The organism is Paraburkholderia sp. EG287B, from assembly GCF_040965595.1.
Taxonomy (GTDB): Bacteria; Pseudomonadota; Gammaproteobacteria; order Burkholderiales; family Burkholderiaceae; genus Paraburkholderia.
On the sequence record NZ_JBFRCG010000028.1, the window covers coordinates 31,452 to 54,357 of the forward strand.

A 22,906-nucleotide genomic window follows, 5' to 3' on the forward strand; every position below is an offset into this window, starting at 1 on the left:
ACCAGCCTCGTCTATCGTGATGCGACGCTTCCCTTGTTCGCGTGGGGACGCTAAGCATCGCGGAGCTGAGAATCCAGTCGAACTCCGAGAACTCGTTCAAGATTCGGCAGTTCTCACGCTGGTTTCGGCGCCGGACGCGGTGCAGAAATTCTGCAATATCGAGCTTTTTGGTTCTGCAGATATTGCATTTAGCTATCCGGCGGTGTTCAGCCTTTTAATATCCAATGTTCCGCCTGGCCCCATTTGGAGTTCTATCGACCCGAAGCCAGAACTGTTACGGTATAGAGACCTGTTTCATTATCACAATTCGAACGAGCGGGCGATCTTTATACGCACTCGAGAGGGGGCACTTAGATATTCGCGTGGACGAGCACGATGGGTTCGATCTTTCGCTTGCAGGGCTGGACGAGCAAGGCGTTCTCCATAAGCACGCAAGGCTGACGGACGCCACCTTGCGAACCGAAGCGCAACTGGCCTTGAAAGACAGAAATGATGTGCCGCGCGGATTTTACGAGGCACTGGGTAATCTGCTTGCATGATCACTGCTAGGCGGCGGAGGAATCACTCGCGAAGAGATGAGGTGATTAAAAGCGAGAAATGCGTCCGCTTGTGAAGACGGTCCGACGTCGGAATGTCCCAGCAGACGCCGATGTGCCCGCCCCCCAAAGCCGTCAGCGCTAGTCTACGGCCGACCGGCGGCGGGACGGGCGTTCCGTTGTTGCTCTATTCGTACCGCGGCCTTTTGCCGATGCCTTGCGCCGGTGATTGATTAATTTCCGTCTACGGCTTAAGAAAAGAAACAAAGTAACTCCGCGTGATACCAGTGCGCTTAGCTAAATGGGGCGCGAAAAAAGCACCCGCTACGCGGGTGCTCCAGACTGCTGACAAACCATTAGCCTACGACCAGGGGTTTGTCGTTTAATGGGGTCATGCTGAAGAAACCGACGCCCTTCCAACAAGAACTCGAGATGGTGACGCTCGAGATGCTCGTGCCCAAGGACCACCTGCTGCGCAAGATCGAGGCGGCGGTGGACTTCGAATTCATCCGCGAGAAGGTTGCGCACTTGTACTGCGCCGACACAGCCGTCCAGCGCTCGATCCGGTGGTGCTGCTCAAGCTGCTGTTCATCGGCTACCTGTTCGGGGTGCGAAGCGAGCGGCAATTGATGTACTAGGTGCAGGTCAATGTCGCGTACCGCTGGTTTGCAGGCTTTCGCCAGACCGACAAGGTGCCGGACGCCTCGACGTTTTCGCAGAAGCGGCGGCGCTTCACCGACACAACTGTGAATCAGGCGGATCTTCGACGAGATCGTGCATCAGGCGATGGGACGTGGCATGGTCGATGGCCGCGTGCTTTGCAGCGACAACACGCATTTGAAGGCCAACGCCAACACGAACAAGTTTGACGTGGTGGAAGTGGCGCAAACGCCCGCGGCCTATCTGGCCGAATTGGAGGCGGCGATCGACACGGATCGGGCCGCGCACGGCAAGAAGCCATGAAGCGCGACGATGACGACGATCAAGCGCCGCCGAGGAAAGACATCAAGGTCAGTCGCGCCGATCCGAAAAGCGGCTACATGGTGCGCGACGATAAGCCAGCAGCTTCTTCGATCTGGACCACCGCACAGTGGACGCCAAGCATGCGATCATCACCGACACGCACGTGACGCCGGCCTCGGTGCATGACAGCTAACCCTATCTGGCGCGGCCGGAACGCCAGCACGACCAATCGGGTCGGCTACCGCGAATACAAATCCGATCCCCAGCTCTGCCGACGTTGCGCGGTGCGCCCGCAATGCACGAACAGCGTCAATGCGGTGAAGGTGGTGGTGCGCCATGGCCGGGAGCGCGCCAAGGAGCGTGTGGACGCGCGAAGGCTGATCGAGTTGGGCAAGGGCCCTTATGCCCGACGCCGAGCAGTGCCTGCTGGCTGCGGCGGCACAGAACATCAAGAAGATCGCGCTGCTGGTGGCGCGTCTGCGCTTTTTACGCGGCCTCTCACGCCCTCGCGCGACTTTGCAACGGCTCGTCGCACACCTGCAAGCCTGCCTGGACCGCTTCGCCCTACGACCAACCGAAATCGCCGTCACCTAAAACACAAAACCCCACGCTCCGGAATCTTCGCAAAGGTGGACAAGTTTATGGCGATAGTGGGAATGTTGTCGTTGAGAAGTATGGTCCAGGACTGGTTGGCGCCCGACCCGGAGAGAGGATTCCGGGTCAGTCATTACGGGCGATCCGGGGCGGGACGTTACGTTTGCGTCGTCGCAGACAATGGGAGCGGATCGAAGGCGATGTTCTTTTTTCGTCACCGAGACGGCAAATGGTGCATTTATCCTTCCGGTCCAGAGCGGCCTGCCATGCACAGTAAAGTCTCGTGTACGGAACCGAGTGGTGCAAGCGTCTAGGTCGGGAAAAGTACCGGCAGGCCTGTGAAGGAAATCGGCCCGTGGCTATCCCCATCTGCTGGATACCGGTTACGGTTTTCTGTCACGGTTAGTTCTGCAACGGATTACGCGTCGTTCTTGACCACCGGGCGCCCGGGCAAGACGACCATCGACCCGCGCCAATACCGGACGCTGCATGGCGTTGATGTTCCCGTGTCAGACGCGCTCGAAGAGCGAGGGGGAAAGTGGACGATGCTGAACACGCCGGACCATACGTTCGAGGCACTCGCGCGCGGCGACGTCAAGGGCTTTCTGTCCACGCAACCGGAACCGGTTGTCGATCGTTGGCAGTGCCTGAGCGTGCGAAAGAGAAAGGATACGAGGACGTTTCCAGCACTCGAACTTTGATGTGCCGTGGATGCACTGCCTGGCCCACCATGCGCGGCTGCGCACCGAGCGGCACTCGGAAAAATCTCATCGAATCAAACGTTTATCAGGTATTCAAGCTTTACGAGACTTCCTCGTACGATTTTGGACTCCAGGAGAGGACTCATATTTCACGCTTAGGGAAGGTCTGCACAACACGCTTTCAGAGCACTGATCTTCTTCCACGTTGGGCATATCAGCCGTAAGCGTCTGCTGACAGGTTGGTCGTCTGGCTTTTGAAGCATGATGACCTTCGTTTTCCGATACTCACGGCCTGCCCCCGAGCGTTTCACGCCTTGTTCAAAGCGCCTGCGCGACATCCAAAGGTTGCCCAGCGCAAACAGTGTCGTGATCTGCGCGGTGTTCTTCACCAATCCTCGGTACTGCGTCTTCGTATAGCCAAACTGCTGGTTGAGCACGCGGAACGGATGTTCAACCTTGGCGCGCACGCCAGCCTTCAGGCGCTCAATCTGGTTGTATATCGCGTCCAGACGATTGTTCAGGTCCAGTTGTCGACGCTTGCCTGGTCGCATCGCGACATGCCAGCGTACCGGGTTCGCCTGACAGCACTTCTCAATACCCTGATATCCGGCGTCAGCGTACACATCCTTTTCCTGGCCGTGCAACAGCGCTTCGGCCGCATTGATGTCGTGGACGTTGGCCGCCGTACCAATGACGGTGTGAACCAGACCCGACTCTGCGTCCACGCCGATGTCGGGTAAGCGCGTGCTGTTGCCAGCACGCCCCCCCCCACGAACCGGACGTGCGAGTCACCCCGCATCCGGCTCAAGCCATTCACCAGCACCAGCGTTGGTACCGGGCAATCAATCGTCAGTCGCGGCTCGACGACGGGCAAAGTAGGACGACCACGCAGGGTCACACGGATTGGCCTGGCCACGTACCTTCACCTGACGAACAATCGGAACCGCCGCAGCCCGGAGCAGCCGGGTTACACCCCGTGGGCTTCGGACCGGGCAGTAAACGCCCAGGTACGGTTCCCCTCTACGTGGAAGTATTTGTGTTTCACCCAGCCCGCGCCTTTCGTGGGGTCCCGACGCATCGCCCATTTCCACAAGAGGCGCCAGATGTGAGCATCTATCGACGTAAAATGAGCTTTTGAGACCACATGACGGTGATACATGGCCCAACCCCGAATCACCGGGTTGAGCTGTACGATCAGATTCCTCTGTGTGGCGCTCCCGTGCTGCCTCACGATTTCCCTCACCTTCTCCAGAAGTCCCTTCACACTTTTGTTGGCCGGTTTGATGAGTAGCTTACCCGCGTACTTGCGGACATTCTGCCCAAGGAAATCGAACCCATCGGCAATATGGGTGACTCTGGTTTTCTCTTCTGAGAGTTCCAGACCCCGAACGACCAAGAATTGCTTAACCGCAGGGAGTACGTTCTGCTCCAGAACGTCTTTCGACACTCCAGTCACAACGAAGTCGTCCGCATACCGGTTAACGTTGATCTTGAACTTTCGGCGCGCGCGTTCCGTCGGTCCCACGCTTGCATCTACTGCCGCTTCCGGTCCGTCCAGCGTCATATTCGCGATGACGGGCGAGATGAGACCTCCCTGCGGAGTTCCCGCCTCAGTCGCGAACAGGGTTCCTCCATCGATAAATCCAGCCTTAAGCCATTGTTGCAGGACCACCTTATCCATCGGAATGTGTTGAAGAATCCAGTCGTGACTAAAATTATCGAAACAGCCACGTATGTCTCCCTCCAGAATCCACTCCGGCGACTTGCGCTTGGCCAGAGTGGTAAAGCAGCATTCGATAGCATCGGTAGTCGAACGTCCGGGCCGAAACCCGTACGAGTTCGGATCCGCCAGGGTCTCCGCCATGGGCTCCAACGCGAGCTTCCATAGTGCCTGCATTGCTCTGCACAGCATGCGGGGAATTCCGAGGGGACGCTTCTTGCCATTGCTCTTGGGGATGTAGACGCGACGAAGCGGCAACGCACGATAACCGTGGTGTTGCATTGCTTCCATCCCTTTCCATCTGGCCGCCGGGGTCGACCAGAGCTTGCCATCTATACCCGGCGCTCTCTTGCCGCGATTCTCAGTCACTCGTTTCACGGCTAGCATCTTGCCGCTGTGCGAGCGGGTCAGCAGACGCTGCAGGGCTTTGACCTTGCCCCATCTGCCTTCCTTGGTTGCCTTGGCGATACGCACCTGAAGTCGCTTCACCTCATCCGTGATGCGAGGCCAATCAGCCTGAAGCCACATCTCTGTGGGACGCGAGGGTGCACCAGCTCCGATTGCCCCTGCTTGCGCAGTGCCACCAGTTACCGTCATCTGCCTTCCCTCGTATAACGATTAATCAAGTTCTCTCGCCATGAATGACCACGCGGAAGCGTTCGAATGAGGCCGTAGTTCCGGGAGTTGACGGGCGCGGAGGGAGCGGCTATCGAATGGGCCTGGCCCTCGCGGCCGCAGGCAGGTGCGGTGCGACGTTCCAGGGCAGCAGCTCGTCGATGCGGTTGGCCGGATGCTCGGCAATGTGCTCGAGCACGTAGGCGAGATACGCTTCGGGGTCCAGACCGTTCAGACGTGCGGTCCCAATGAGGGAGTACATCGCTGCCGCCCGCTCGCCTCCGCTGTCGGAGCCGGCGAACATGAAGTTACGGCGACCAAGAGCGACCCCTCTTAATGCCCGCTCGGCAAGGAGGTTATCGATTTCCGCACGACCGTCGTCGCAGTAGCGCACGAGCGCCGGCCAGCGGTTCAGCGCGTACTGGATCGCTTTCGTCGTGTCAGATTTCGCCGAGAGCGTGACGAGCGTCGCCTCGAACCAGCGTTTGAGGTCATCGAGCAACGGCAACGCCTGCGCCTGGCGCACACCGCGACGTTCATCCGGTGGCTTGCCGCGGATCTGTTCCTCGATGGCATAGAGCGCACCGATGCGGCGCAGGGCTTCCTCTGTCAGCGTAGTGGGTCGTACTGCGTGCAGGTCATGGATTTTCCGCCTCGCGTGCGCCATGCAGGCAATCTCCTGAATCCGGCCGTGACGATACAGTTCTTGGAAGCCAGAGAACCCGTCGGCCTAAAGCAGTCCCTCGAACTTCGCGAGATGCTGCTGCGGATGTTGGCCCGACCGGTCGGGGGAGAACGCAAACCAGACAGCCGGCGTCTCTATCGAAGCGCTGTTGCGATCGTCGCGCACGTAGACCCAGAGGTAACCGGTTTTGGTGCGACCGTTACCCGGTGCCAGCACCGGCAGCGGTGTGTCGTCCGCGTGCACCTTGACACCGCCCAACACGTAGCGGCGCACCGCGTCGACCAGCGGTTTGAGCAGCCACGTCAGGCTGCCCAGCCAGTGCCCCATCATGCCGGGCTCGATCTGGACGCCGTCGTGCGCGTACATGACCGACTGCCGGTAAAACGGAACGTGGTACATGAACTTCGATGCGACGACGTGGGCGAGCAGTCCCGGGCCCGGCATGCCACGCTCGATGGGACGGCTGGGAGCGGCCGCCTGCACGATGCAGTCGCAGCACGCACACGCGAGCTTCGGACGGCGGTGGCGGATGACACGGAAGTGCGCACGCACGTATTCGAGTTGCTCGGCGACGTCCTCGCCCAGCAGCTTGAGTGTGCCGCCACATTCGGGGCAGTTTTCTGCAGCCGGCAGATGAACACGCTCGTCGCGTTCGAGGTGGGCGGGCAGCGGTTCGCGAACGGGAGCTTCGCGGTGTGCTCGTGTTTTCTTCGGCGCCGCTGCGGCGGCTGCCCCCTCGTCGGCCTGCAGGTCTTCGAGCTGCAGTTCAAGCTGCTCGATCTGGCGATCGAGCTTCTCCGACTTGCGGCCGAACTGCATGCGGCGCAGCTTCGCGATGGTCAGCTTCAGGTGCTCGATTTCGATGGCGCGCGATGAGAGCTGCTCGCGCAGATTGGCAACCATCGCCTTGAGCGCGTCAACGTCATCGGGAAGATCGGCGGCCAGAGCAGACATTCAGCCAGTCTACACGGCGCAGCCTTGTAGAGCCCACCACGTAATGAACGTTTACAACGCGCTGCGCGGGCGCACCGCTTCGACTGGCTGCCGCCAGTCGAAGCCTTCCAGCAGGAGGGATAGCTGCGCGGTCGTCAACGCAACGACGCCGCCATCGGCACGTGGCCACGCGAAACGTCCTTTTTCCAGACGCTTCGCGAACAGACATAGGCCACCATCACACCAGTAAATCGCCTTCAGAAGATCGCCGCGGCGCCCTCTAAAAACAAAGACATGACCCGAGTATGGGTCACGGTCGAGCACCGTCTGCACTTTCACCGCCAGGGAATTGAAACCGCAACGCATATCAGTTGCGCCCGCAGCAATCCAGATCTTCGTATTGCCCTGGCAATCCGATCATTTCAGGCAATCCCGAAGAAACCGCTCGGCCAGATCCATCGACAGTCCACAGATTCGAACACGCCGCTTGCCGACTTCGATCTCCACTTCGCAACTTGCGACCGTGCCGACCGGTTGTCGCTCAGTTGCTGCCCTCGCAGCCGCATCGATAATATTCACCGGCAGCATCACAGCATTGTCAGCGCCCGGCACGTCACCCGTGTGTACGGCCACTGACACTGCAGCCTTAGCCTGCGCTTCGAGATACCGCCGCCGCCACTTAAACACCATGTTGTCGTTCAGGCCTTGCTCGCGTGCAATCTGCTCCACGCATGCTCCAGGCTTGAGCGTCATTTCGACAATCGAGCGCCGGAACTCCGGCGTAAAATTCGGGCGCTTGGGCGCCGCAGTTACCACTTCGTCCGACCTGTCCACAATAGAGTCCTCCAAATATTTGGTGGACTCTATGCTGCCCAGCTCTCGTCATGCTTTCACGACGGCCATGATCGAATGCTTACGACCACGCGGAAGTCAGCCCGCTTTCGCGTCGGGCGATGTTTCAGCCCGTATCCCGGCCGTTACAGCCAGGCGTTTGCTTTTTCCGCAATCCTCTACCCGCAGCGCTAACAGCGTTCCTCGCGGTTCGCCTGCCGTTTCCGGCAGCGCTACGGGCTTACCCTGGGCATGAGCACGCAAGTCGATGGGGATTCGGGGCGTTTTGAGCGACTTGCGTGATGTAGCTGAGGGGATCTCCCTCAGGCATCTTGCACAAACGACGCCCAAGGGAGAGTCTCGCGTTTTCCAAGACCCGAGACCTTTGCAGTGTGCCACACGAGTGCCCGTAATCCTGACTTCTACCGCCTGCTGCTGCGGATCGATCAAGACTTCGCCGAGCAAACCCGCTCGCAGCACTGCCGCCGCTGCAGAGGCGTTCTGCACAGCGCCCGCTATCGCCGCAAACCACGCGGCCTTACCCGGCAAGCCCGCGCCGAGTGCGGCGATTTCCGCTACAGCTTCTGCTGCGCCGAGTGCCGCCGTCGCACCACGCCGTTCTCCGTGCGCTTTCTCGGCCGTCGCGTCTACGTTGCCGCAATCATGGTCGTCGTCAGTGCCACGCGCGCCAGTGCCGGCACGGCTGCCGCGATGCATCAGCTCGGCGAGCTGGGCGTGCCGCGCGCAACGATCGCGCAATGGCGGCACTTGTGGCACTGGTGGCAGACCGACTTCGTCAGCACGCCGTTCTGGACGCTTGGGCGGGCGGCGTTCGTGCCGCCCGTCGAGACCGTGCAGGCGCCGGCGAGCCTGCTCGAGCGCTTCGCTGCGGCGTTACAGCCTGAGCCGCTGCTGTGCCTGCTGCGCTGGCTCTCGCCGCTCACCAGCGGCAGCGCCATGAGCACCGTGCATGAGGGACGGTAGCCGCCCGCAGAACTTCTCGCTCGCCCCCTCCGAACAGCGCTTGTAGTCTCGCCTCTCCCCTGAATCGCGGCGCGGTGCGCCGCATCTTTGGAGAACGCATGACTGAACTTCACGATCTACCCGTGCGGGATCGTTGGGCGCGCCTGCGCTTCGCGATCGTCGGCCCCTTGCTTGCAGCACCGCCCGAGTCGGGGCAACTGCGCGAACTCATCACCGCACTGGCCGCCAGACGCTGGCGTCATCCCGTCACTGGTGATGATATCCAGTTCGGCCGCTCGACCATCGAACGATGGTTCTATCAGGCCCGCAAGGCGCCACACGATCCGGTGGCGAGACTGCGCAACCGCAAGCGCCCCAGTGGCGCCGGCGCAAACCTGTCGCCTCAGACGGTACAGGCGATCCGCACGCAGTACCGCGAGCATCCCGGCTGGACCTGCCAGCTGCACTTCGATAACCTCAAGGTCACGCTCGGTGCGGCGAACCTGCCGTCGTACACGACCGTGCGCCGTTACATGCGTGCGCAGGGCCTGTTCCGGGAACGCCAGCCCCGGCACACGAGCGCCGGCGCGATGCTCGCGCGCGATCGCCTCGAGAAGCTCGAGGTCCGCAGCTTCGAGGTCGAGCAAGTCAACGCGCTCTGGCATCTCGACTTCCATCACGGCTCGCGCAAGCTGTTCACCCATGACGGCCAGTGGATCACGCCGATGCTGCTGTGCGTGATCGATGACCGCTCGCGCGTCGTCTGTCACGCGCAATGGTTTCTCGATGAGACTGCGCGCAGCCTGATCCACGGACTCGCCCAGGCGTTCCAGCGCCGTGGGCTGCCGCGCGCGCTGATGACCGACAACGGTGCGGCAATGCTCGCCGAGGAGACGACTGCCGGGCTGCTCGCGCTCGGCGTGCTGCACCAGACAACGCTGCCATATTCTCCGTATCAGAACGCGAAGCAGGAGACGTTCTGGGCGCGTATCGAGGGGCGCGTGATGGCCATGCTCGAAGGCGAGCCCAATCTCACGCTCGAACTGCTCAACCAGGCCACCCACGCCTGGATCGAGCGCGAGTACCATCACGCGCATCATTCCGAGATCGGCGGCACGCCGCTCAAGCGCTACCTGGCCGGTCCCGACGTGCGGCGCGAGTGTCCCTCCAGCGATGCACTACGGGCCGCGTTTCGCATTGACGTGACACGAACCCAGCGGCGTTCGGACGGCACCGTGAGCCTGGCCGGCACGCGCTTCGAGATCCCCTCAGCTTACCGGCACCTGCAGCGCGTACGCCTGCGCTACGCACGCTGGGACCTGAGTCGCGTCGATCTCATCGACGCCGACAGCGACGCCGTGCTGTGCCCGCTGCGACCACTGGACAAGGCCGCCAATGCCGACGGCCAGCGCCGTCGCATTGATGCCGTCATTGTCGAGCCGCCACCGGCCACTGCGCCCGGCATCGCACCGCTGCTGCGCCAGATGCTGGCCGAACATGCGGCAACCGGGCTGCCGCCGGCCTGGATTCCCGCTGACTGGCAGGAGGGCGCATGAGCCAACGCCTGCAAGCCCTCTACGGCCTGAAGTGGAACCCGTTCTCGCCGGAGCTGCCGCTCGAAGCGCTGTACGTGCCGCCCCGCGTCGAGAACTTCTGCTGGCGCATCGAGAACGCGCTCGTGCGCGAAGGCGGCTTCGCGATGATCCACGGCGAGCCCGGCACCGGCAAGAGCGTCGTCATGCGCGTGCTGGCCGAGAAGCTCGAGCGGCTCACCGATCTGATGGTCGTCTCGATCAATCACCCGCAAAGCAGTCTCGCCGACTTCTATCGCGAGATGGGCGACATCTTCAATCTGGAGCTCAAGGCACACAACCGCTGGGGCGGCTTCCGGTCGCTGCGCGAGCGGTGGCTATCACATCTGCAGAGCACGCGCCGACGTCCGATCCTGTTGATTGACGAGGCCCAGGAGATGAGCGCCGGCGTACTCAACGAACTGCGGCTCATGGCCAGCGCCCGCTTCGATTCGCAGCCGCTGCTGTGCGTGGTGCTCGCCGGCGATACGCGCTTGACCGACAAGCTGCGGCGCGACGAACTGCTGCCGCTGGGCAGCCGCATCCGATCTCGCCTGGCGACCGAGAAGGCCACGGTGGATGACCTGCTGGCCTGCCTCGATCATCTGCTCGCGAGCGCCGGCGCCCCGCAGCTGATGACGCCGCCGCTGCGCCACACGCTGTGCGAACACGCGCTGGGCAACTACCGCGTGCTCACCACGCTTGCCAACGATCTGCTCGCCACCGCCGCGCAGCGGGAATTGACCGAACTCGACGAGAAGCTGTACTTCGAGGTCTTTGCCCCGTCAACACCATCCTCGCGCCGAACGCCCGCACGTCAACCTAATGGAGCCCGATGACATGTCCCGTAAAACATCACCTCACAAACCCGATGCGGCCCGACGCCTGCCGTTGCCCGAACTCTCCGACGAGGCCGCCTACATGATGCAGTTCTTCATTGAAGACTTCTATCTCTGGTTCAGCCGCGCCTACGCTACCCAGATCCGGCGCTACCGCGAGCCTTGGTACCGCGGTCCGACGCAACCGCCGCATCAGGTCGTCGACGAGCCGTTCTGAAACAACAACGGGGGCTTCATCGCCCCCCGTTTTACTTCGTCCTTTCAACATCATTTAGCTTGCCCATTGCCCCATCGATTCACGTGCTCACGCTCACTTACCCTCCTTCCGCATGAATTTCAGAGCGGAGCGGATCCCTCCTATCCGCCGACGGCAGATTGTCCATGATGGCCCAGCTCACATAGGCCATGCCTCGCCGCGTGCCATTTTGGCTCAAGCCTGTCAGCACATTTGGCTTGTACAATGATGACGACGTTTAACGGAGGTTCACATACGTTGATCGTTGCCGCTCGTCCCTAGCCCCTCACCCCCCCTGTGCTGGCAGATTCCGCTTTCCCTCGCGGGTCGGCGTACCGAAATCAATCGGCGGTTACATTGTTCCCAGAGCTTCACACCGAGCTGTTACCGGCTCCGCATGTCTGGGTAGAGAACGGTTGATGGAACAACCGGTTTAATCACAACGGACAACTCGTTGAGTTAGACAGAAATTCAAGCGACTTTCAGGTCGCATGCGCCTTCATCCCGAAATACCATTGATTTCCCTTCTTCGTCTGGTGCATCTCCGCGTCTCGTTTGCCAGAGTCGTTTTTCGTCGAAGTGGGTGCGCTAATCAAGGTCGCATCGACCGCTGACCCTACCTTCAACATCAAGCCTTGTTCACTCAGGATCTCATTAACCACTGCGAGCATCTGCGCGGCCAGACTGTGCGTTTCGAGAAGGTGACGGAACCGCAGAATCGTGCTCTCGTCCGGCAAACGCGTCATACCTTCGCCCAGCCCCGCAAACTCACGAGACAGCGGCACGTCATAAAGCGCCTCTTCCATCGCCGGGTCTGACAGACCAAACCACTGCTGCATGAAGTGGATCTGCAGCATTGTCGCAACCGCAAACGGCGGCCTTCCAGTCTTACCCTTCGGATAGTGCGGTTCAATCAACGCAATCAACCTCGACCATGGCACCACGCGCCTCATCTCATCGAGAAATTCCCACTTGCGCGTGCGTTTCGTTGAAAGATCCAGACCAAGACCCAGCTGTGTCATCGACGAACTCCTTGGACTTGCCTATCCTCCAGGATAGGCCAACCAGTCCTCAATGTCAGGACTTTTGCAGACCTTCCTTAGATCGCACTTACAAATGAATCAATATTAGAAATTCTTAATCGCATAGAAAAACATTTTATATCAGTGCGGCTGGCAATTAGTGATACCGTGGTATTCATTTTGCATCGCATGGAGAATCCAGTTTTTTCGCCCTTGTGCGCGGCAATGAATTTGCGCAATTACAGCAATCCCCGTCTGGCCCTTGATGGCCGTCGGTGCCGACGATGATGGTCGTTGACGATCGGAAGTCAGAGATCTACACGTTCACTGGGCGGAGTTGCAGAGATTTAGCTCTTAACGGACTTCTAACGCGATATTGAGAACAGGAAATACTGAAAATTTCCTTGTTTTGTTATCAGTGCGGCAATGGAGGACGCGGCATGAATATAAAGATATTCGCAATATCCATGATTATGTCTTTTACGCCAGTAGCTGCCAGAGCGGATACTCCTTTACCGGTGATACCCTCCAGCTACGTAGTCGACAAAATTACTCAAAGGATGTTCGAGCCATCGAGTACCTCTTCCGATCTTGTCCTGCTGTCCGCCCACCGCGGATATTGGGAAAAATATCCTGAGAACTCGTCTTACGCCCTACAAGATGCTTGGAACCGCGGATACGAAACTGTTGAGATCGATGCGCGATTTACCGCCGATAAACAGGTGATTGTCGCGCACGATTTTAATATAGACCGTATTTCGACAGGATCTGGCGCGGTGAGCAGCCTAACATATTCGCAACTTAAGCAGGTCGATCTGAAGGATCGGCATGGAAAAGTGTTTTCAGATGCAAATGGTAATAAAGGAAAATTCTTGAGCTTCTCAGAGGTTTTGGATCTTCTTGAACAGTACGTCACCTCAGACGGACTAGGTTATGTCGTTATTGTTGACATCAAGACGGCGCCCGGCGGGTCCGGCCTGGAAATCATGCAGAAACTCCTGGACCTTATAGCTGCCAAAAATAATCCCTCACTAAGCAAGGCCGTTGTAATCAAGATCAACGCGAGAGATGCGGTTGATCTCGGGTCTGTACTGAGTCGAACTACATACAATCCCAACGTGAACGGCGGCTTGGTTCTCGTAGAAAATCCTGACGCCGACAACGTCAAGATATCAAATTATGATCCCAATCAGGACGTTAACTACGGTCAGTGGAACACCGCGCCATTCCCTATACAGTTCGAGATGAATCAATACTATAGAGGTGATGGTCTCGAAAATTACTTCCATTATGCAGATCAGCAAAAGGGATTTGCTACGTATATAGAAAGCAATCTATTTCCAGAAGGAGTGGCTACCGCAGCCGGAATGTGTTGCGTAGCTCACATCACGGACCCGAAGTCTACAGCGTCGGCCCCAATCATCCCGGATTATCGAGGTGATCCGGAGATGGCAGTTATAAATCCTACCAACCTGATAACAACAGACTCGGTCGATGCAGTAGGGGATATGCTGCAGGCATTGAGGCGACGAAATATCAACTTACTAAAGCGATAGATTATTCCTGTCTTTTACAAGGTGGCTCCGTCATGTCAAAGCTTTTTAGACTCTTTGTGCTGCATGGCACTGCAATTGCTGGGCTATATATAACCGCAGCATCCGCGCAGACATGCTCCAACGAAGCAGAATGCCGGCAATCGGCAGGTGCCAAGCAAATACAGTTACTAACACCTGTTGTAGTGCCAATACAATATGACTATCCAAAACTAATTATCCATAACCATGGGCCAGATTTCGACACTGACTATCAAGTTCCTAACGGAACAACGATAGTTTACGACTTCTACACGGATCGCAATTCCTTCAACCTTCCCAGCCAGACGTCGATTATCACGAACGAAATAGCGCGGCTCGATCCAGCGAAGGGTTTTACAATTCTCGTTATTCACCGGACCCGTGATAACTTCGCAGCGGGCGGGGGCGCATCGGTCTCGCTACTCAGTTCGGCGGATAATACGGCTTATGCCTCCTTCATGCTTGGGTCTCAACCAAGTGCTACAGGGCAGAAGTGGTCCTTTGGTAAAAGCTTGCTGCAAAGTAAGCGTCCTCAGACAGCTTACTGGCAAAAGCCTTGGGACATGAACATTCTCGGACCAACCGGAAGCTTCTCAGGTACCGAATGGGTTTATTACACGTTTACGCCGGACGGTAAGGTCAAAATCGATCTGTTTGCGCCATATACATACTCTCTTGCCTTCACGGCGTATCAGTGGGATGAGGCGGTACTTGACAGCGGCTTCCCGCACTTTGCGTACAAGGCTGGAGGGCCAACCTCACGACCAAATCAAGCTCCGTTCGGCTCTGTTGGCCCCTTGATGGTTGGTGCCGTGAATGTGCCTGGTCAAGGTTCTCCGACCCTTACTCCAGTCCAGGCTTTGCCAGGATTTGAACGTGCGGTCGTGTTCTCCGGGCCATTGTCCAATCGTGAGATAGTTGCCTTTCAAAAATCACTCAAGGGCAGCCTGTTTCTCGATGTCGACATGCTTCCCTGCAACAGCGGCGCTTTCCTCGCCGGAGAAATCCGCACGCCTTGTGGCAAGGGCAGTCCAGGCAATCCTCCCGCCGATGTCAGTAGCATCACTCCAGTTGGGCTAAATACCAATGTCGATCCCAAAGGGGTTACCCTAGCTGCCAACGACGGAGGGGGAGGTAGTTTTTCGACGATCAAGGCCGCAGTTGACGCGCTTCCGCCAAGCGGCGGCGTGATCCGGATCCCACTTGGCGTCTATACCGAGACATTGGACATTACGAAGCCGAACGTGAAGCTGATCGGCACCGGCACTGACGCATCGCAGGTTTTGATCACCGGCAATCACTCGGCGAACGCGACCGATCCGGGGACTGGGCAACCGTATGGAACGGCTGGCAGCTACACCGTGGCTGTGGACGCCAACGATGTCTACCTCAGCAATCTCACCATCCGGAATTCAGCCGATTACGAAGCTCCCGATTTTGGCGCCAAGGGCCAAGCTGTAGCCTTACGCTCGAACGGAGACCGGGATGTCTATCGAGCGGTACGATTACTTGGTGGCCAGGATACGCTGTACGTTAATGGGCCGGGGCGAGCTTATTTCAGCAATTGCTACGTCGAGGGAAATGTCGACTATATCTTCGGTAATGGTAAAGCAGTGTTTGATGGTTGCACTCTCAAGACCAAGATTCATGACGGCCTGATCGGTGAAGCGACGATTACCGCACAAAAGCGTGAGAGCGCCAGCGAGGCTAGCAGCTTCGGCTTCGATCACACGAAGAGCCCATATATGTCGAACGCTTGGCTAGGCCGTCCGTGGGGAAGTCACTCAACCGTCTACTTCCTCAACTCCACGATGGGACCGCAGCTTACCAGCGATGGCTGGATCGAGTTCATCCCGCCGCTGAACGGGCTGCCGGGCACTAACAATCTGCCGACCTCCACCTATCGTGAATACAATACGCGGTATGCCGACATGAATGGCCAAGGGGCCGCGCCGTTCGATATCGGCCAGCGCGAGACGACGTCGCCGAAGAGCAACGTCGCGCTGAGTTCGGCGGAGGCTGCCGCACTAGCACCTGACATTTATCTGGCTGGCACCGACGGTTGGCAACCTACCTTGGTGAGCGACGCCAGTCCGAACCTTGGGCAGCAGGTGCCAGTTCCCACTCCAGCCGCCGGGGGCCCCCAAGCCCCGCTGATCTCCGCAACGGTCGGCGGCAACGGCAACGTGCAGGTCACTTGGGCTGGCCAACCTGCCAATCCCGCAGAAACGGGTTATGTCATTACTGCGCGGCAACATGGCAAGAGTTGCGGACCGTTCCAGCTGCCGGCTTATGCTTATAGCGGGTATGTTGAAGTTGCCTTTAATGGCTCTGGTGCAATTAGCGCGGGGGCGAATCGGTTAAGGTGTCGGGCTGAACGAACTGAGAACCGATGATGAGCAAGCTGAAGAGCCTGGACGAACTGTTTGCTGGCCGTCACTTTGACCGCGATGTAATCATTCTGTGTGTTCGCTGGTACCTGCGCTACAAGCGGAATTTTCAAGCTAGTTGTCGCCTCAACGATTAAATTTCAGGCGGCCTTCTTCTCCCGGAGACGGTTTGGGGCGCCGCCCTGGTTGTCGCTTCGATCTGGGTTCAGGTGCGCAGCATGTACCCGCTGCCAGTTGCGCGTGGGGCCTTTCCATCGCAGCGGGTTGCGTTGCCGTGCAGTCTCATAGAGCGCCACTCGTCGATCCAGAATGTTCTGGTCGAGGTTGGCATGGCGCTGCGCCGGCGTCACGAACTGGATCGCGCTGTGACGATGCTGTTGTACCAGCGCACCAGCGCGCCCACCCAGGTGCGCGCGGCGAGCAGGGTATCGAACGCCTTGAGCGGGTAAGCAGGTCGGTACTTCAAGGTCTTGAACAGCGACTCAGAATAGGGGTTGTCGTTGCTCACGCCCGGGCGACTCAATGACGGCATGACACCCAGCGCCTGGAGGGTAGCGAGCATCGTCGCACCTTTCATCGGGCCGCCGTTATCCGAATGCAGAATCACCTGGTTGGGCTGTATCGCTTCGCGCGCGCAGAGGTCCTTGAGAACTTCGCTGGCCAGCGCGCTGCTTTCCTCGGCATAAACCTGCCAGCCGACGATCTTTCGGCTGAAGACATCCAGAAACAAGTACAGGTAAAAATACTGTCCACGGATCGTCGTCGGCAAATACGTGATGTCCCAGGAATACAGCTGGTTCGGCGCATCGGCGCAAACCGAACGGGGTTTGCTGCGAGCGTGGGCCGGCCGCTCGCTGCGCCGGTGGGCGAGTTGCCTCTCGGCCTTCAGTACCCGGTAGAACGTCGATTCCGAGGCGATATAGCGTTGCTGGTCTGCCAGTCGCGGCACGATCTGGCTTGGCGGCAGATGACCGAATTCGGCCGAGTTCGCGACTGCCAGAAGCTCGGCGCGTTCCTCGGCAGAGAGCTTGTGGCGCGGCTCGTGGTGCCGTAACGAGCGCCCGTCCACCGCGTCAGGTTCACGGCACGAGGTATCGCACGCATCGCGAAGCCGTGGCGGACTTGTTCGAATACATTGAAGTGTTTTATAACCGCAGTCGTCGTCATTCATCGCTTGGCTTCATGTCGCCAACTCAGTTCATGCAAGACTGGCTTGCGGCTCAGCGGACAAAGGATACGGCTGCATAACCCGGGGCCTCTGGAAGGCGAAAAACCAAGGGAAGCTCACTGTTCTATACCGCCTACGATCTTTGCACGCATTTCCTCGTGCGCACGTGCGTCGACAGGCTCGCAGGAGACGGGCAGCACACGATCGCGAAGGCGATGCAGCAGGTCCAGGTGAAGGGGCTGCATCGCGTTGAGCTTCGTGACGCTAAAAGCCGCCCTATGATCGTCACACTTGAGCTTCGCTATCAGCGAATGACGGTATTGCCGCCTGTTGGCAAACAAGGCAGCTACCCTGCGTTACAGCTGACTGTCCTTCACGCCCAAGAGCGTGACCCACCGCCTGGGCGCCACCGCATTGAATGGAAGCTGATCACCGATCTGCCAGTGAGATCACGTGCCGAGGCAATCGAAAAACTCCACTGGTACGCCATGCGCTGGAAGATCGAAACCTTCCACAAGATTCTGAAATCGGGCTGCAGGGCTGAGGAGTCGAGGCTTCGTACAGCGGACCGACTCACGAACCTGATCGCGGTATTCTGCGTCCTGAGTTGGCGTATATTCTGGCTCACGATGATTGGCCGGTCCGCGCCACAGGCAGCAGCCGAACTCGCTTTTACGCAAACCGAAATCGAACTGCTTGAACACGTGGTTCGCGAACCGCATCACAACGCACAGGCACCACCACTTGTACGCAGCGTCATGAGGCTCGCACAGCTCGGCGGTTACCTTGCGCGCGCCAACGATCCTCCGCCAGGAAATACTATCATGTGGCGCGGGATGCGACGTCTAACCGACATCCAACTTGGCTACGAACTTGCACTAAAAGGAAGTGGGTAATAACAAGGTGCACCGTACGCTTACATCCTTGCGCACTTGCCACGCGAAGATAAGCGTCGACGTCATTGACCTGAACGTGAGAGAGCGGCCGCCCAAACTGCTCGTACTAATGTAGAAACCGCTTGATGTGGCGAAAGTAAAGCCTAATTGTCGCTTCGCTCAGGTCGCGCTCGTGGCTCGCCCATCTGCAGTATTCATCCAGTTGCGACTGGAACGCGATCTGCTGTGCCGGCTGATGAAGACAGCCAAGATAGCGTAGCCAGCCGCGAGCGTTGACAATGATCCTTCTCCGTGTCCAGCGGCTGTCGAGATTGCAATGGCAGAGCTCATCACGATTTCCGCCAGAGAACACGGCCGATTCAATCGTGACCTGCAAGGCACTGCAAGCGACCCAGAGAATATCCCACGCTTTGCGCAGCACTGTTAGCTGCGAGTCACCTCGCTGCCTAGCAAGAAAATAGTGCTGAGAATCTCAGGAGCGCGCAATATGAGGTAATGTTAGAAGACCGTCACCAAGCGATACTGCGGTTTGAAGTTTCTGTGATGCCATGTTAAGCGTTGGCAACACAATTTCTTCTTGCTCCGCCAATTCCAACGTGTACCCAATATCCTTGGAAGCATTGGTAATTGAAACCGAAAGGACGTCTCTATCTTCGCTTAGAAGAAAGGTCACAAACTTCTGAAAAATGCCACTGTTAGTTGACCCCTGACTAACAATATCACGGAGGAGTCTCAGATCAATATCTGATTTTTTCGCCAGCTGACAGGTCTCAGCGACGACAGCAGCAATGCCCATCGTCATCCCATTATAGATGAGCTTGAGTTTATGACCGGCCCCCACGCCGCCCGCGTGAATTATCCCCTCGCAAAACGAGGCCACGACACCAGATACTGTTGGATAGATATGTAGATCTGCGCCGACAAGTGCATTGAGTTTTCCTTGAAGGGCCTGTTCAGGACTTCGCGTTACAGGCGAATCAACGAAATGGATGCCGCTTCGTGCCGCATCTTTTGCAAGAGCATGAGTTGATGAGGGCTTGGAGGTTGAACAGTCAATAATGACGCTGCCTGACAACAAATATGCAAATAGCCCATTGGGTGGTTGGCAAATCGACTCGACCTCAGTACTCGAAGGCAAAGAGAGGACGACAATACCTATCTTCGCCATTTCTGCAACAGACATACACTCGCTAGCGCCCAACTTGAGCAAACAATCCACACCATTTCTATTTTTGTTTGCCATAACATGCAGTCGTGCACCATGACGTATCAGGTTTATCCCGATCCCCGTGCCAATCCGACCGACTCCGATCAGGGCGATATCTTTACCATCCACATTGGGTTCGGTACTTCGTATTAATCTCGACTCGTTCATATGCATCACACTTTCCTTTCAGACGTCGAATTTATAAGATTCCATTTTTTTCGAAAATACCCTCCAATTCGAAGTGGGAGCGAATGAGGTAATCCGGTTGGGCATCACGCAGCCGCGCATCGGAAACCGCGCCGCCGGTAATGGCAACGCTCTTGAGATGCAGAGTTCGTGAAATGCTGCATTCTTCTGGTGTATCACCCACAATAAATGTCAGACTTGGATCGATACCCATTTTTTTAATGTAGATGGCCAATTTTTCACCTTTAGTCACGTCCTCGTACTGAGTAGCACGATTATCGTAGGCCAGGACGTCAGTGATGTAATTCTGGATGCCCAGTCGTCGCAACGCAATCTTAATGGGGCCGCAAATGTGATTACTTAATACAATTACCCTCATGGAATTTTTCTTCGCCAACTTGAGCATCTCACTCACTCCATCTCTTGGCAAAACTGATCCAACACGGGATTCATAGTAATCGTGAAAAAGTGCGTTGCCATCGTTTTGAGCGATGGCAATTTCATTTTCGGTCAACCCCAAATTTCGATAGAGGACAGAAAATGGGAATTCACACTTTTCCTGGAAGATGGCAAGATCGAGAGACGGCTTGTTGAACCGAAAAATAATTGAATTGATCGTCTGCAGTATAAGTTCCGTGTCATCGAGTAACGTGCCATTCCAATCGAGAACAAGTGTTGATTTCATTTTTGATCCACAAAGTTGCTTTTAAATTAAAAAGGTCAAACTGTCTTTTCAACCACTATTTTGTGAAAATTTCGCGCCGCCATCCTCAGCCCGCTCTGCGTTGGCATACGCAACGTAAACGGCGAAAGATCGTTACAATCATCAGCACCAGGCAAAACTGCAATCAATGACCGCAGCGGCAAATAGGTGACGCTGCCTGCTTTGATGAATAGGGCAATTTCCTGCTCGATAATGCGAATCATGCTGGGGTCCATGTTCTGCAACGACAGGCCACATTGTCTTATGTGATCAGGCAACCTACGCCATATTTTCCAAAAAGCCAACTCCTCCATGTGCTGTATCCCAACGCCATAGTAGTTAGGTGCGATAATCGGCGGTGAGCCAATCACCCAATGGACGCCGCTTGCGCCTGCGTCGATGAGTTTTTGGGTTACATCTTTGCTGGTATCGGCGCGAATGAGGGCTTCGTCCACGATGACAATCATTCTTCCTGACACGCGAACATCAATAACTTGATATTTCTGGTTAATGAGTGACTTGCGTTGATGAGCATCACTGATCAGTGTGCGCTGGGATAAATTTAACCTGACGACTTCCGCCCTTTCATAATTTTCTGGATCTTTCTTGGATAGCTGTGAAAAAAGTCCGTCAGCATATGGTCTACCGGTATCTGGCATCGATGAAATGATAATCTTCTCCCTATGAGGGCCATACCCGATCTTTTGAGGCACCAGCTCGCTCAGTTCAGAACCTATTTTGTAGCGCGTTGACTCATGGCATTGATTTTTGTTTTTTGTCTCAAGGTTTCCAATATAGATTGACTCGAATGCGCATAGGGTAGCGGGATGTTTTTCGTCACCGACAAAATGATCCGTCAAAAGTCCGGTTTGCGCGTCGATTACCTTTATGTGACTCGGCAAGACTTCCTCGTATTCACCGTCAAAGTCAATGAAGGCCCCATTTTCTGATGCAAACAATATAAACTTGTCCGTCGTCGTCATGAAATCCAATGGGCGTATCCCCCCTTGATTCCTATATGCAACGAGGTTGCCATGCCCATCCAAAAGCAGAGCACTGACAGCCCCATCGATTCGAAGATCAATTTCTCGAAAAACTTTTTTATAATTGATGGGCTCACCAAATTTCCAGTAGTCTCTTCTGCAAATTAATTCGACAAATCGCATGAAAATCTCGGCATCGTCATTTCCGCGTGGTAAGATGCCGTGTTTTTGTAATTCATCTTTCAAGTCATGACCGTTAGCCAAAGCGCCATTTAGTGAAATAGAGATAAATGTGTTCTTCTCATTGTGATTGAATTCACTGTTTGATCGTGGTTGCACGTTAGACGGATCACTTTTTACTGGGGTATGACTATGAATGTGCGCCAAGCCTACAGAAGCAGGGTGGCTGATTGTTATGGAATATTCGCTTTGTTCTATAGGAATATATTTTGATGGGAGGCAATTTGAGCGATATCGCGTTGTGCCTGTTTTTTCCATAAACACTAATAGGTCGGCGCCGCATTGCCCCCTATTTGCCAGCTTTGCCGCCATCTTCCCCAGACGGCTAAGTACCGTTTCATCTGAAACACTGTCTGGTAGTTTAAATGCTGCTGCAATTCCTGCCATATTTTATTTTCTCCTAGGTTCATTTAGAAGTACTGGCGAGTTGTGTAAAACGATGACTGACCGCTTCAAGAGGCTTGTTCAGTGTTGCCTTTAAACTGCAGCATGTGATGCGATGCGCAACAAACCTTGTCAAATAGGCTCGATTGCCTCGCTGGCCGTTTGCTGCTCGCTGTACCGTTCGCTCCATTCCGGTGGTCAAGCTGTTGAGGTTATGCCTTACAAATTTTCGTCTCAAAAGATCGTGCATGGCACGAACCCGTTACTGCGGAAGCCGCAGCGGTGCGGGCGGCAGCGACCCGTTGTTTGCAAGTCTCATACCAACGCTCTTTTCCGGTCAGATCCGCGCCCCTCAGGGTCAGCCTAGGCGTACATTCAAACCGGACAAGCCCGCCATTTGCTGGCTTAGAAGCTCGAACAACACGAGTCAAAGGGGCGTTAACGCCTGCCGTTCTCTGTAATCCCGGAAATGCGACCTCCACCAATACCGCCGGAGAAGCATGAGGAACTGCTCTGCTGCAGTGCAAGGGGAGGCAACGCTTGCGTAGCCTCAACATACAAACCAGACAATTCCGCCAATTTGTTGCGCTACCGATTGGTGGCGCCGGGAATTCAGACAGGGGTGTAAGTAGAGCGACTGGCTACTATCCACGGCGTCAGAATAGTTGTCGGTGTGCCAAGAAGGAAAGCGACCGAAGGTCGTCGTACATGCTGTATCCGTGATGAGGGTTGGCCCCTCGGTTGCGCCGATCAGGCGATGATACGAAACCACCCAGAGCTGCACTCGTTAAGAGCGGGGGAAGAGGCTCAGCTGGGCCGTTGGTCCGTTCGCATGCGCGTGAGGCATGATTGTGAACTGGAGCCGTCGGTCAGGTAGCGGGATTCGGCTGGCTGGCGTGTGCAGCTTGCGGCCACACGCCAAGGCGGGAGCTCGTGTCATGGATCGGCGATATGGAGCCAATCCGTG

Annotated in this window: 16 protein-coding genes and 6 pseudogenes; 11 read left to right on the forward strand and 11 right to left on the reverse strand. The window is 56.7% G+C overall.

What is annotated here, in order from left to right:
- Positions 1-362: 362 nt before the first annotated feature.
- The 3 genes and pseudogenes from AB4Y40_RS37085 to AB4Y40_RS37095 all read left to right on the forward strand — a co-directional run bounded on the left by AB4Y40_RS37085 (position 363) and on the right by AB4Y40_RS37095 (position 2,794).
- Positions 363-539: a hypothetical protein gene (locus AB4Y40_RS37085; RefSeq protein ID WP_342933371.1), complete on the forward strand. Its 177-nt coding sequence runs from the start codon at positions 363-365 to the stop codon at positions 537-539.
- Between the two features lie 390 nt (positions 540-929).
- A pseudogene (locus AB4Y40_RS37090) lies at positions 930-2,093 on the forward strand (transposase).
- Positions 2,094-2,524: 431 nt separating this feature from the next.
- Positions 2,525-2,794, forward strand: a complete 270-nt coding sequence (locus AB4Y40_RS37095) for a hypothetical protein (RefSeq protein ID WP_368692089.1) — start codon at positions 2,525-2,527, stop codon at positions 2,792-2,794.
- A 323-nt stretch (positions 2,795-3,117) separates the two neighbouring features.
- On the opposite strand, the pseudogene AB4Y40_RS37100 reads toward AB4Y40_RS37095, so the two are convergent.
- The 5 genes and pseudogenes from AB4Y40_RS37100 to AB4Y40_RS37120 all read right to left on the reverse strand — a co-directional run.
- Positions 3,118-3,528: pseudogene (locus tag AB4Y40_RS37100) on the reverse strand (transposase); the annotation flags it as partial.
- 233 nt (positions 3,529-3,761) lie between these two features.
- Positions 3,762-5,111 (reverse strand): group II intron reverse transcriptase/maturase, encoded by a 1,350-nt coding sequence (gene ltrA / locus AB4Y40_RS37105; protein WP_368692090.1) that lies wholly within the window; start codon positions 5,109-5,111, stop codon positions 3,762-3,764.
- 109 nt (positions 5,112-5,220) lie between these two features.
- Positions 5,221-6,768 (reverse strand): annotated as a pseudogene (locus AB4Y40_RS37110) (IS66 family transposase).
- Between the two features lie 51 nt (positions 6,769-6,819).
- Positions 6,820-7,140, reverse strand: coding sequence for an IS66 family insertion sequence element accessory protein TnpB (gene tnpB / locus AB4Y40_RS37115; protein ID WP_368692134.1), 321 nt, complete (start codon positions 7,138-7,140; stop codon positions 6,820-6,822).
- 24 nt (positions 7,141-7,164) lie between these two features.
- Entirely contained in the window at positions 7,165-7,581 is a 417-nt protein-coding gene (locus AB4Y40_RS37120) for a transposase (RefSeq protein ID WP_368692091.1), read from the reverse strand.
- 387 nt (positions 7,582-7,968) lie between these two features.
- Here AB4Y40_RS37120 and AB4Y40_RS37125 point away from each other — a divergent pair, with 387 nt between their 5' ends.
- The 4 genes from AB4Y40_RS37125 to AB4Y40_RS37140 all read left to right on the forward strand — a co-directional run bounded on the left by AB4Y40_RS37125 (position 7,969) and on the right by AB4Y40_RS37140 (position 11,168).
- A complete protein-coding gene (locus AB4Y40_RS37125; protein ID WP_368692092.1) occupies positions 7,969-8,562 on the forward strand; it encodes a hypothetical protein in 594 nt (197 codons plus the stop codon).
- A gap of 98 nt (positions 8,563-8,660) precedes the next feature.
- On the forward strand, positions 8,661-10,097 hold the full coding sequence (locus AB4Y40_RS37130; RefSeq protein WP_368692093.1) for a DDE-type integrase/transposase/recombinase: 1,437 nt from the start codon (positions 8,661-8,663) through the stop codon (positions 10,095-10,097).
- Positions 10,094-10,951, forward strand: coding sequence for an ExeA family protein (locus AB4Y40_RS37135; protein ID WP_368692094.1), 858 nt, complete (start codon positions 10,094-10,096; stop codon positions 10,949-10,951). The genes AB4Y40_RS37130 and AB4Y40_RS37135 overlap by 4 nt, the downstream gene beginning before the upstream one ends.
- A 1-nt stretch (position 10,952) precedes the next feature.
- Positions 10,953-11,168: a hypothetical protein gene (locus AB4Y40_RS37140; protein WP_028231560.1), complete on the forward strand. Its 216-nt coding sequence runs from the start codon at positions 10,953-10,955 to the stop codon at positions 11,166-11,168.
- A gap of 509 nt (positions 11,169-11,677) precedes the next feature.
- Here AB4Y40_RS37140 and AB4Y40_RS37145 read toward each other — a convergent pair.
- A pseudogene (locus AB4Y40_RS37145) lies at positions 11,678-12,208 on the reverse strand (IS5 family transposase); the annotation flags it as partial.
- A 440-nt stretch (positions 12,209-12,648) separates the two neighbouring features.
- On the opposite strand from AB4Y40_RS37145, the gene AB4Y40_RS37150 reads away from it, so the two are divergent.
- Positions 12,649-13,764, forward strand: a complete 1,116-nt coding sequence (locus AB4Y40_RS37150; protein ID WP_368692095.1) for a glycerophosphodiester phosphodiesterase family protein — start codon at positions 12,649-12,651, stop codon at positions 13,762-13,764.
- Positions 13,765-13,796: 32 nt separating this feature from the next.
- Positions 13,797-16,178: a pectinesterase family protein gene (locus tag AB4Y40_RS37155; protein WP_368692096.1), complete on the forward strand. Its 2,382-nt coding sequence runs from the start codon at positions 13,797-13,799 to the stop codon at positions 16,176-16,178.
- Between the two features lie 134 nt (positions 16,179-16,312).
- Here AB4Y40_RS37155 and AB4Y40_RS37160 read toward each other — a convergent pair.
- Positions 16,313-17,211 (reverse strand): annotated as a pseudogene (locus AB4Y40_RS37160) (IS3 family transposase); the annotation flags it as partial.
- A gap of 35 nt (positions 17,212-17,246) precedes the next feature.
- Between AB4Y40_RS37160 and AB4Y40_RS37165 the strand changes: the two are divergent.
- A pseudogene (locus tag AB4Y40_RS37165) lies at positions 17,247-17,420 on the forward strand (IS3 family transposase); the annotation flags it as partial.
- A gap of 39 nt (positions 17,421-17,459) precedes the next feature.
- Positions 17,460-18,236 (forward strand): IS4 family transposase, encoded by a 777-nt coding sequence (locus AB4Y40_RS37170; protein WP_368692135.1) that lies wholly within the window; start codon positions 17,460-17,462, stop codon positions 18,234-18,236.
- A 106-nt stretch (positions 18,237-18,342) separates the two neighbouring features.
- Here AB4Y40_RS37170 and AB4Y40_RS37175 read toward each other — a convergent pair whose 3' ends face one another.
- Genes AB4Y40_RS37175 through AB4Y40_RS37190 form a run of 4 tightly spaced genes read right to left on the reverse strand, consistent with a single transcriptional unit; the run spans position 18,343 to position 21,942 of the window.
- The gene (locus AB4Y40_RS37175) at positions 18,343-18,657 is read right to left on the reverse strand and encodes a hypothetical protein (protein WP_368692097.1); all 315 of its coding nucleotides are present in this window, start codon (positions 18,655-18,657) and stop codon (positions 18,343-18,345) included.
- 51 nt (positions 18,658-18,708) lie between these two features.
- The gene (locus tag AB4Y40_RS37180; RefSeq protein ID WP_368692098.1) at positions 18,709-19,617 is read right to left on the reverse strand and encodes an NAD(P)-dependent oxidoreductase; all 909 of its coding nucleotides are present in this window, start codon (positions 19,615-19,617) and stop codon (positions 18,709-18,711) included.
- A gap of 25 nt (positions 19,618-19,642) precedes the next feature.
- Positions 19,643-20,314: an HAD family hydrolase gene (locus AB4Y40_RS37185; RefSeq protein ID WP_368692099.1), complete on the reverse strand. Its 672-nt coding sequence runs from the start codon at positions 20,312-20,314 to the stop codon at positions 19,643-19,645.
- Between the two features lie 35 nt (positions 20,315-20,349).
- The gene (locus AB4Y40_RS37190) at positions 20,350-21,942 is read right to left on the reverse strand and encodes a glutamine amidotransferase class-II (protein WP_368692100.1); all 1,593 of its coding nucleotides are present in this window, start codon (positions 21,940-21,942) and stop codon (positions 20,350-20,352) included.
- Positions 21,943-22,906: the final 964 nt, after the last annotated feature.

What these genes read in the sequence shown, in the direction of transcription:
- AB4Y40_RS37155 (WP_368692096.1), top strand. Translation starts at nt 13,797, where the DNA reads ATGTCAAAGCTTTTTAGACTCTTTGTGCTGCATGGCACTGCAATTGCT.
- AB4Y40_RS37180 (WP_368692098.1), bottom strand. Translation starts at nt 19,617, where the DNA reads ATGCATATGAACGAGTCGAGATTAATACGAAGTACCGAACCCAATGTG.
- ltrA (WP_368692090.1), bottom strand. Translation starts at nt 5,111, where the DNA reads ATGACGGTAACTGGTGGCACTGCGCAAGCAGGGGCAATCGGAGCTGGT.
- AB4Y40_RS37185 (WP_368692099.1), bottom strand. Translation starts at nt 20,314, where the DNA reads ATGAAATCAACACTTGTTCTCGATTGGAATGGCACGTTACTCGATGAC.
- AB4Y40_RS37135 (WP_368692094.1), top strand. Translation starts at nt 10,094, where the DNA reads ATGAGCCAACGCCTGCAAGCCCTCTACGGCCTGAAGTGGAACCCGTTC.
- AB4Y40_RS37140 (WP_028231560.1), top strand. Translation starts at nt 10,953, where the DNA reads ATGTCCCGTAAAACATCACCTCACAAACCCGATGCGGCCCGACGCCTG.
- AB4Y40_RS37190 (WP_368692100.1), bottom strand. Translation starts at nt 21,942, where the DNA reads ATGGCAGGAATTGCAGCAGCATTTAAACTACCAGACAGTGTTTCAGAT.
- AB4Y40_RS37130 (WP_368692093.1), top strand. Translation starts at nt 8,661, where the DNA reads ATGACTGAACTTCACGATCTACCCGTGCGGGATCGTTGGGCGCGCCTG.
- AB4Y40_RS37150 (WP_368692095.1), top strand. Translation starts at nt 12,649, where the DNA reads ATGAATATAAAGATATTCGCAATATCCATGATTATGTCTTTTACGCCA.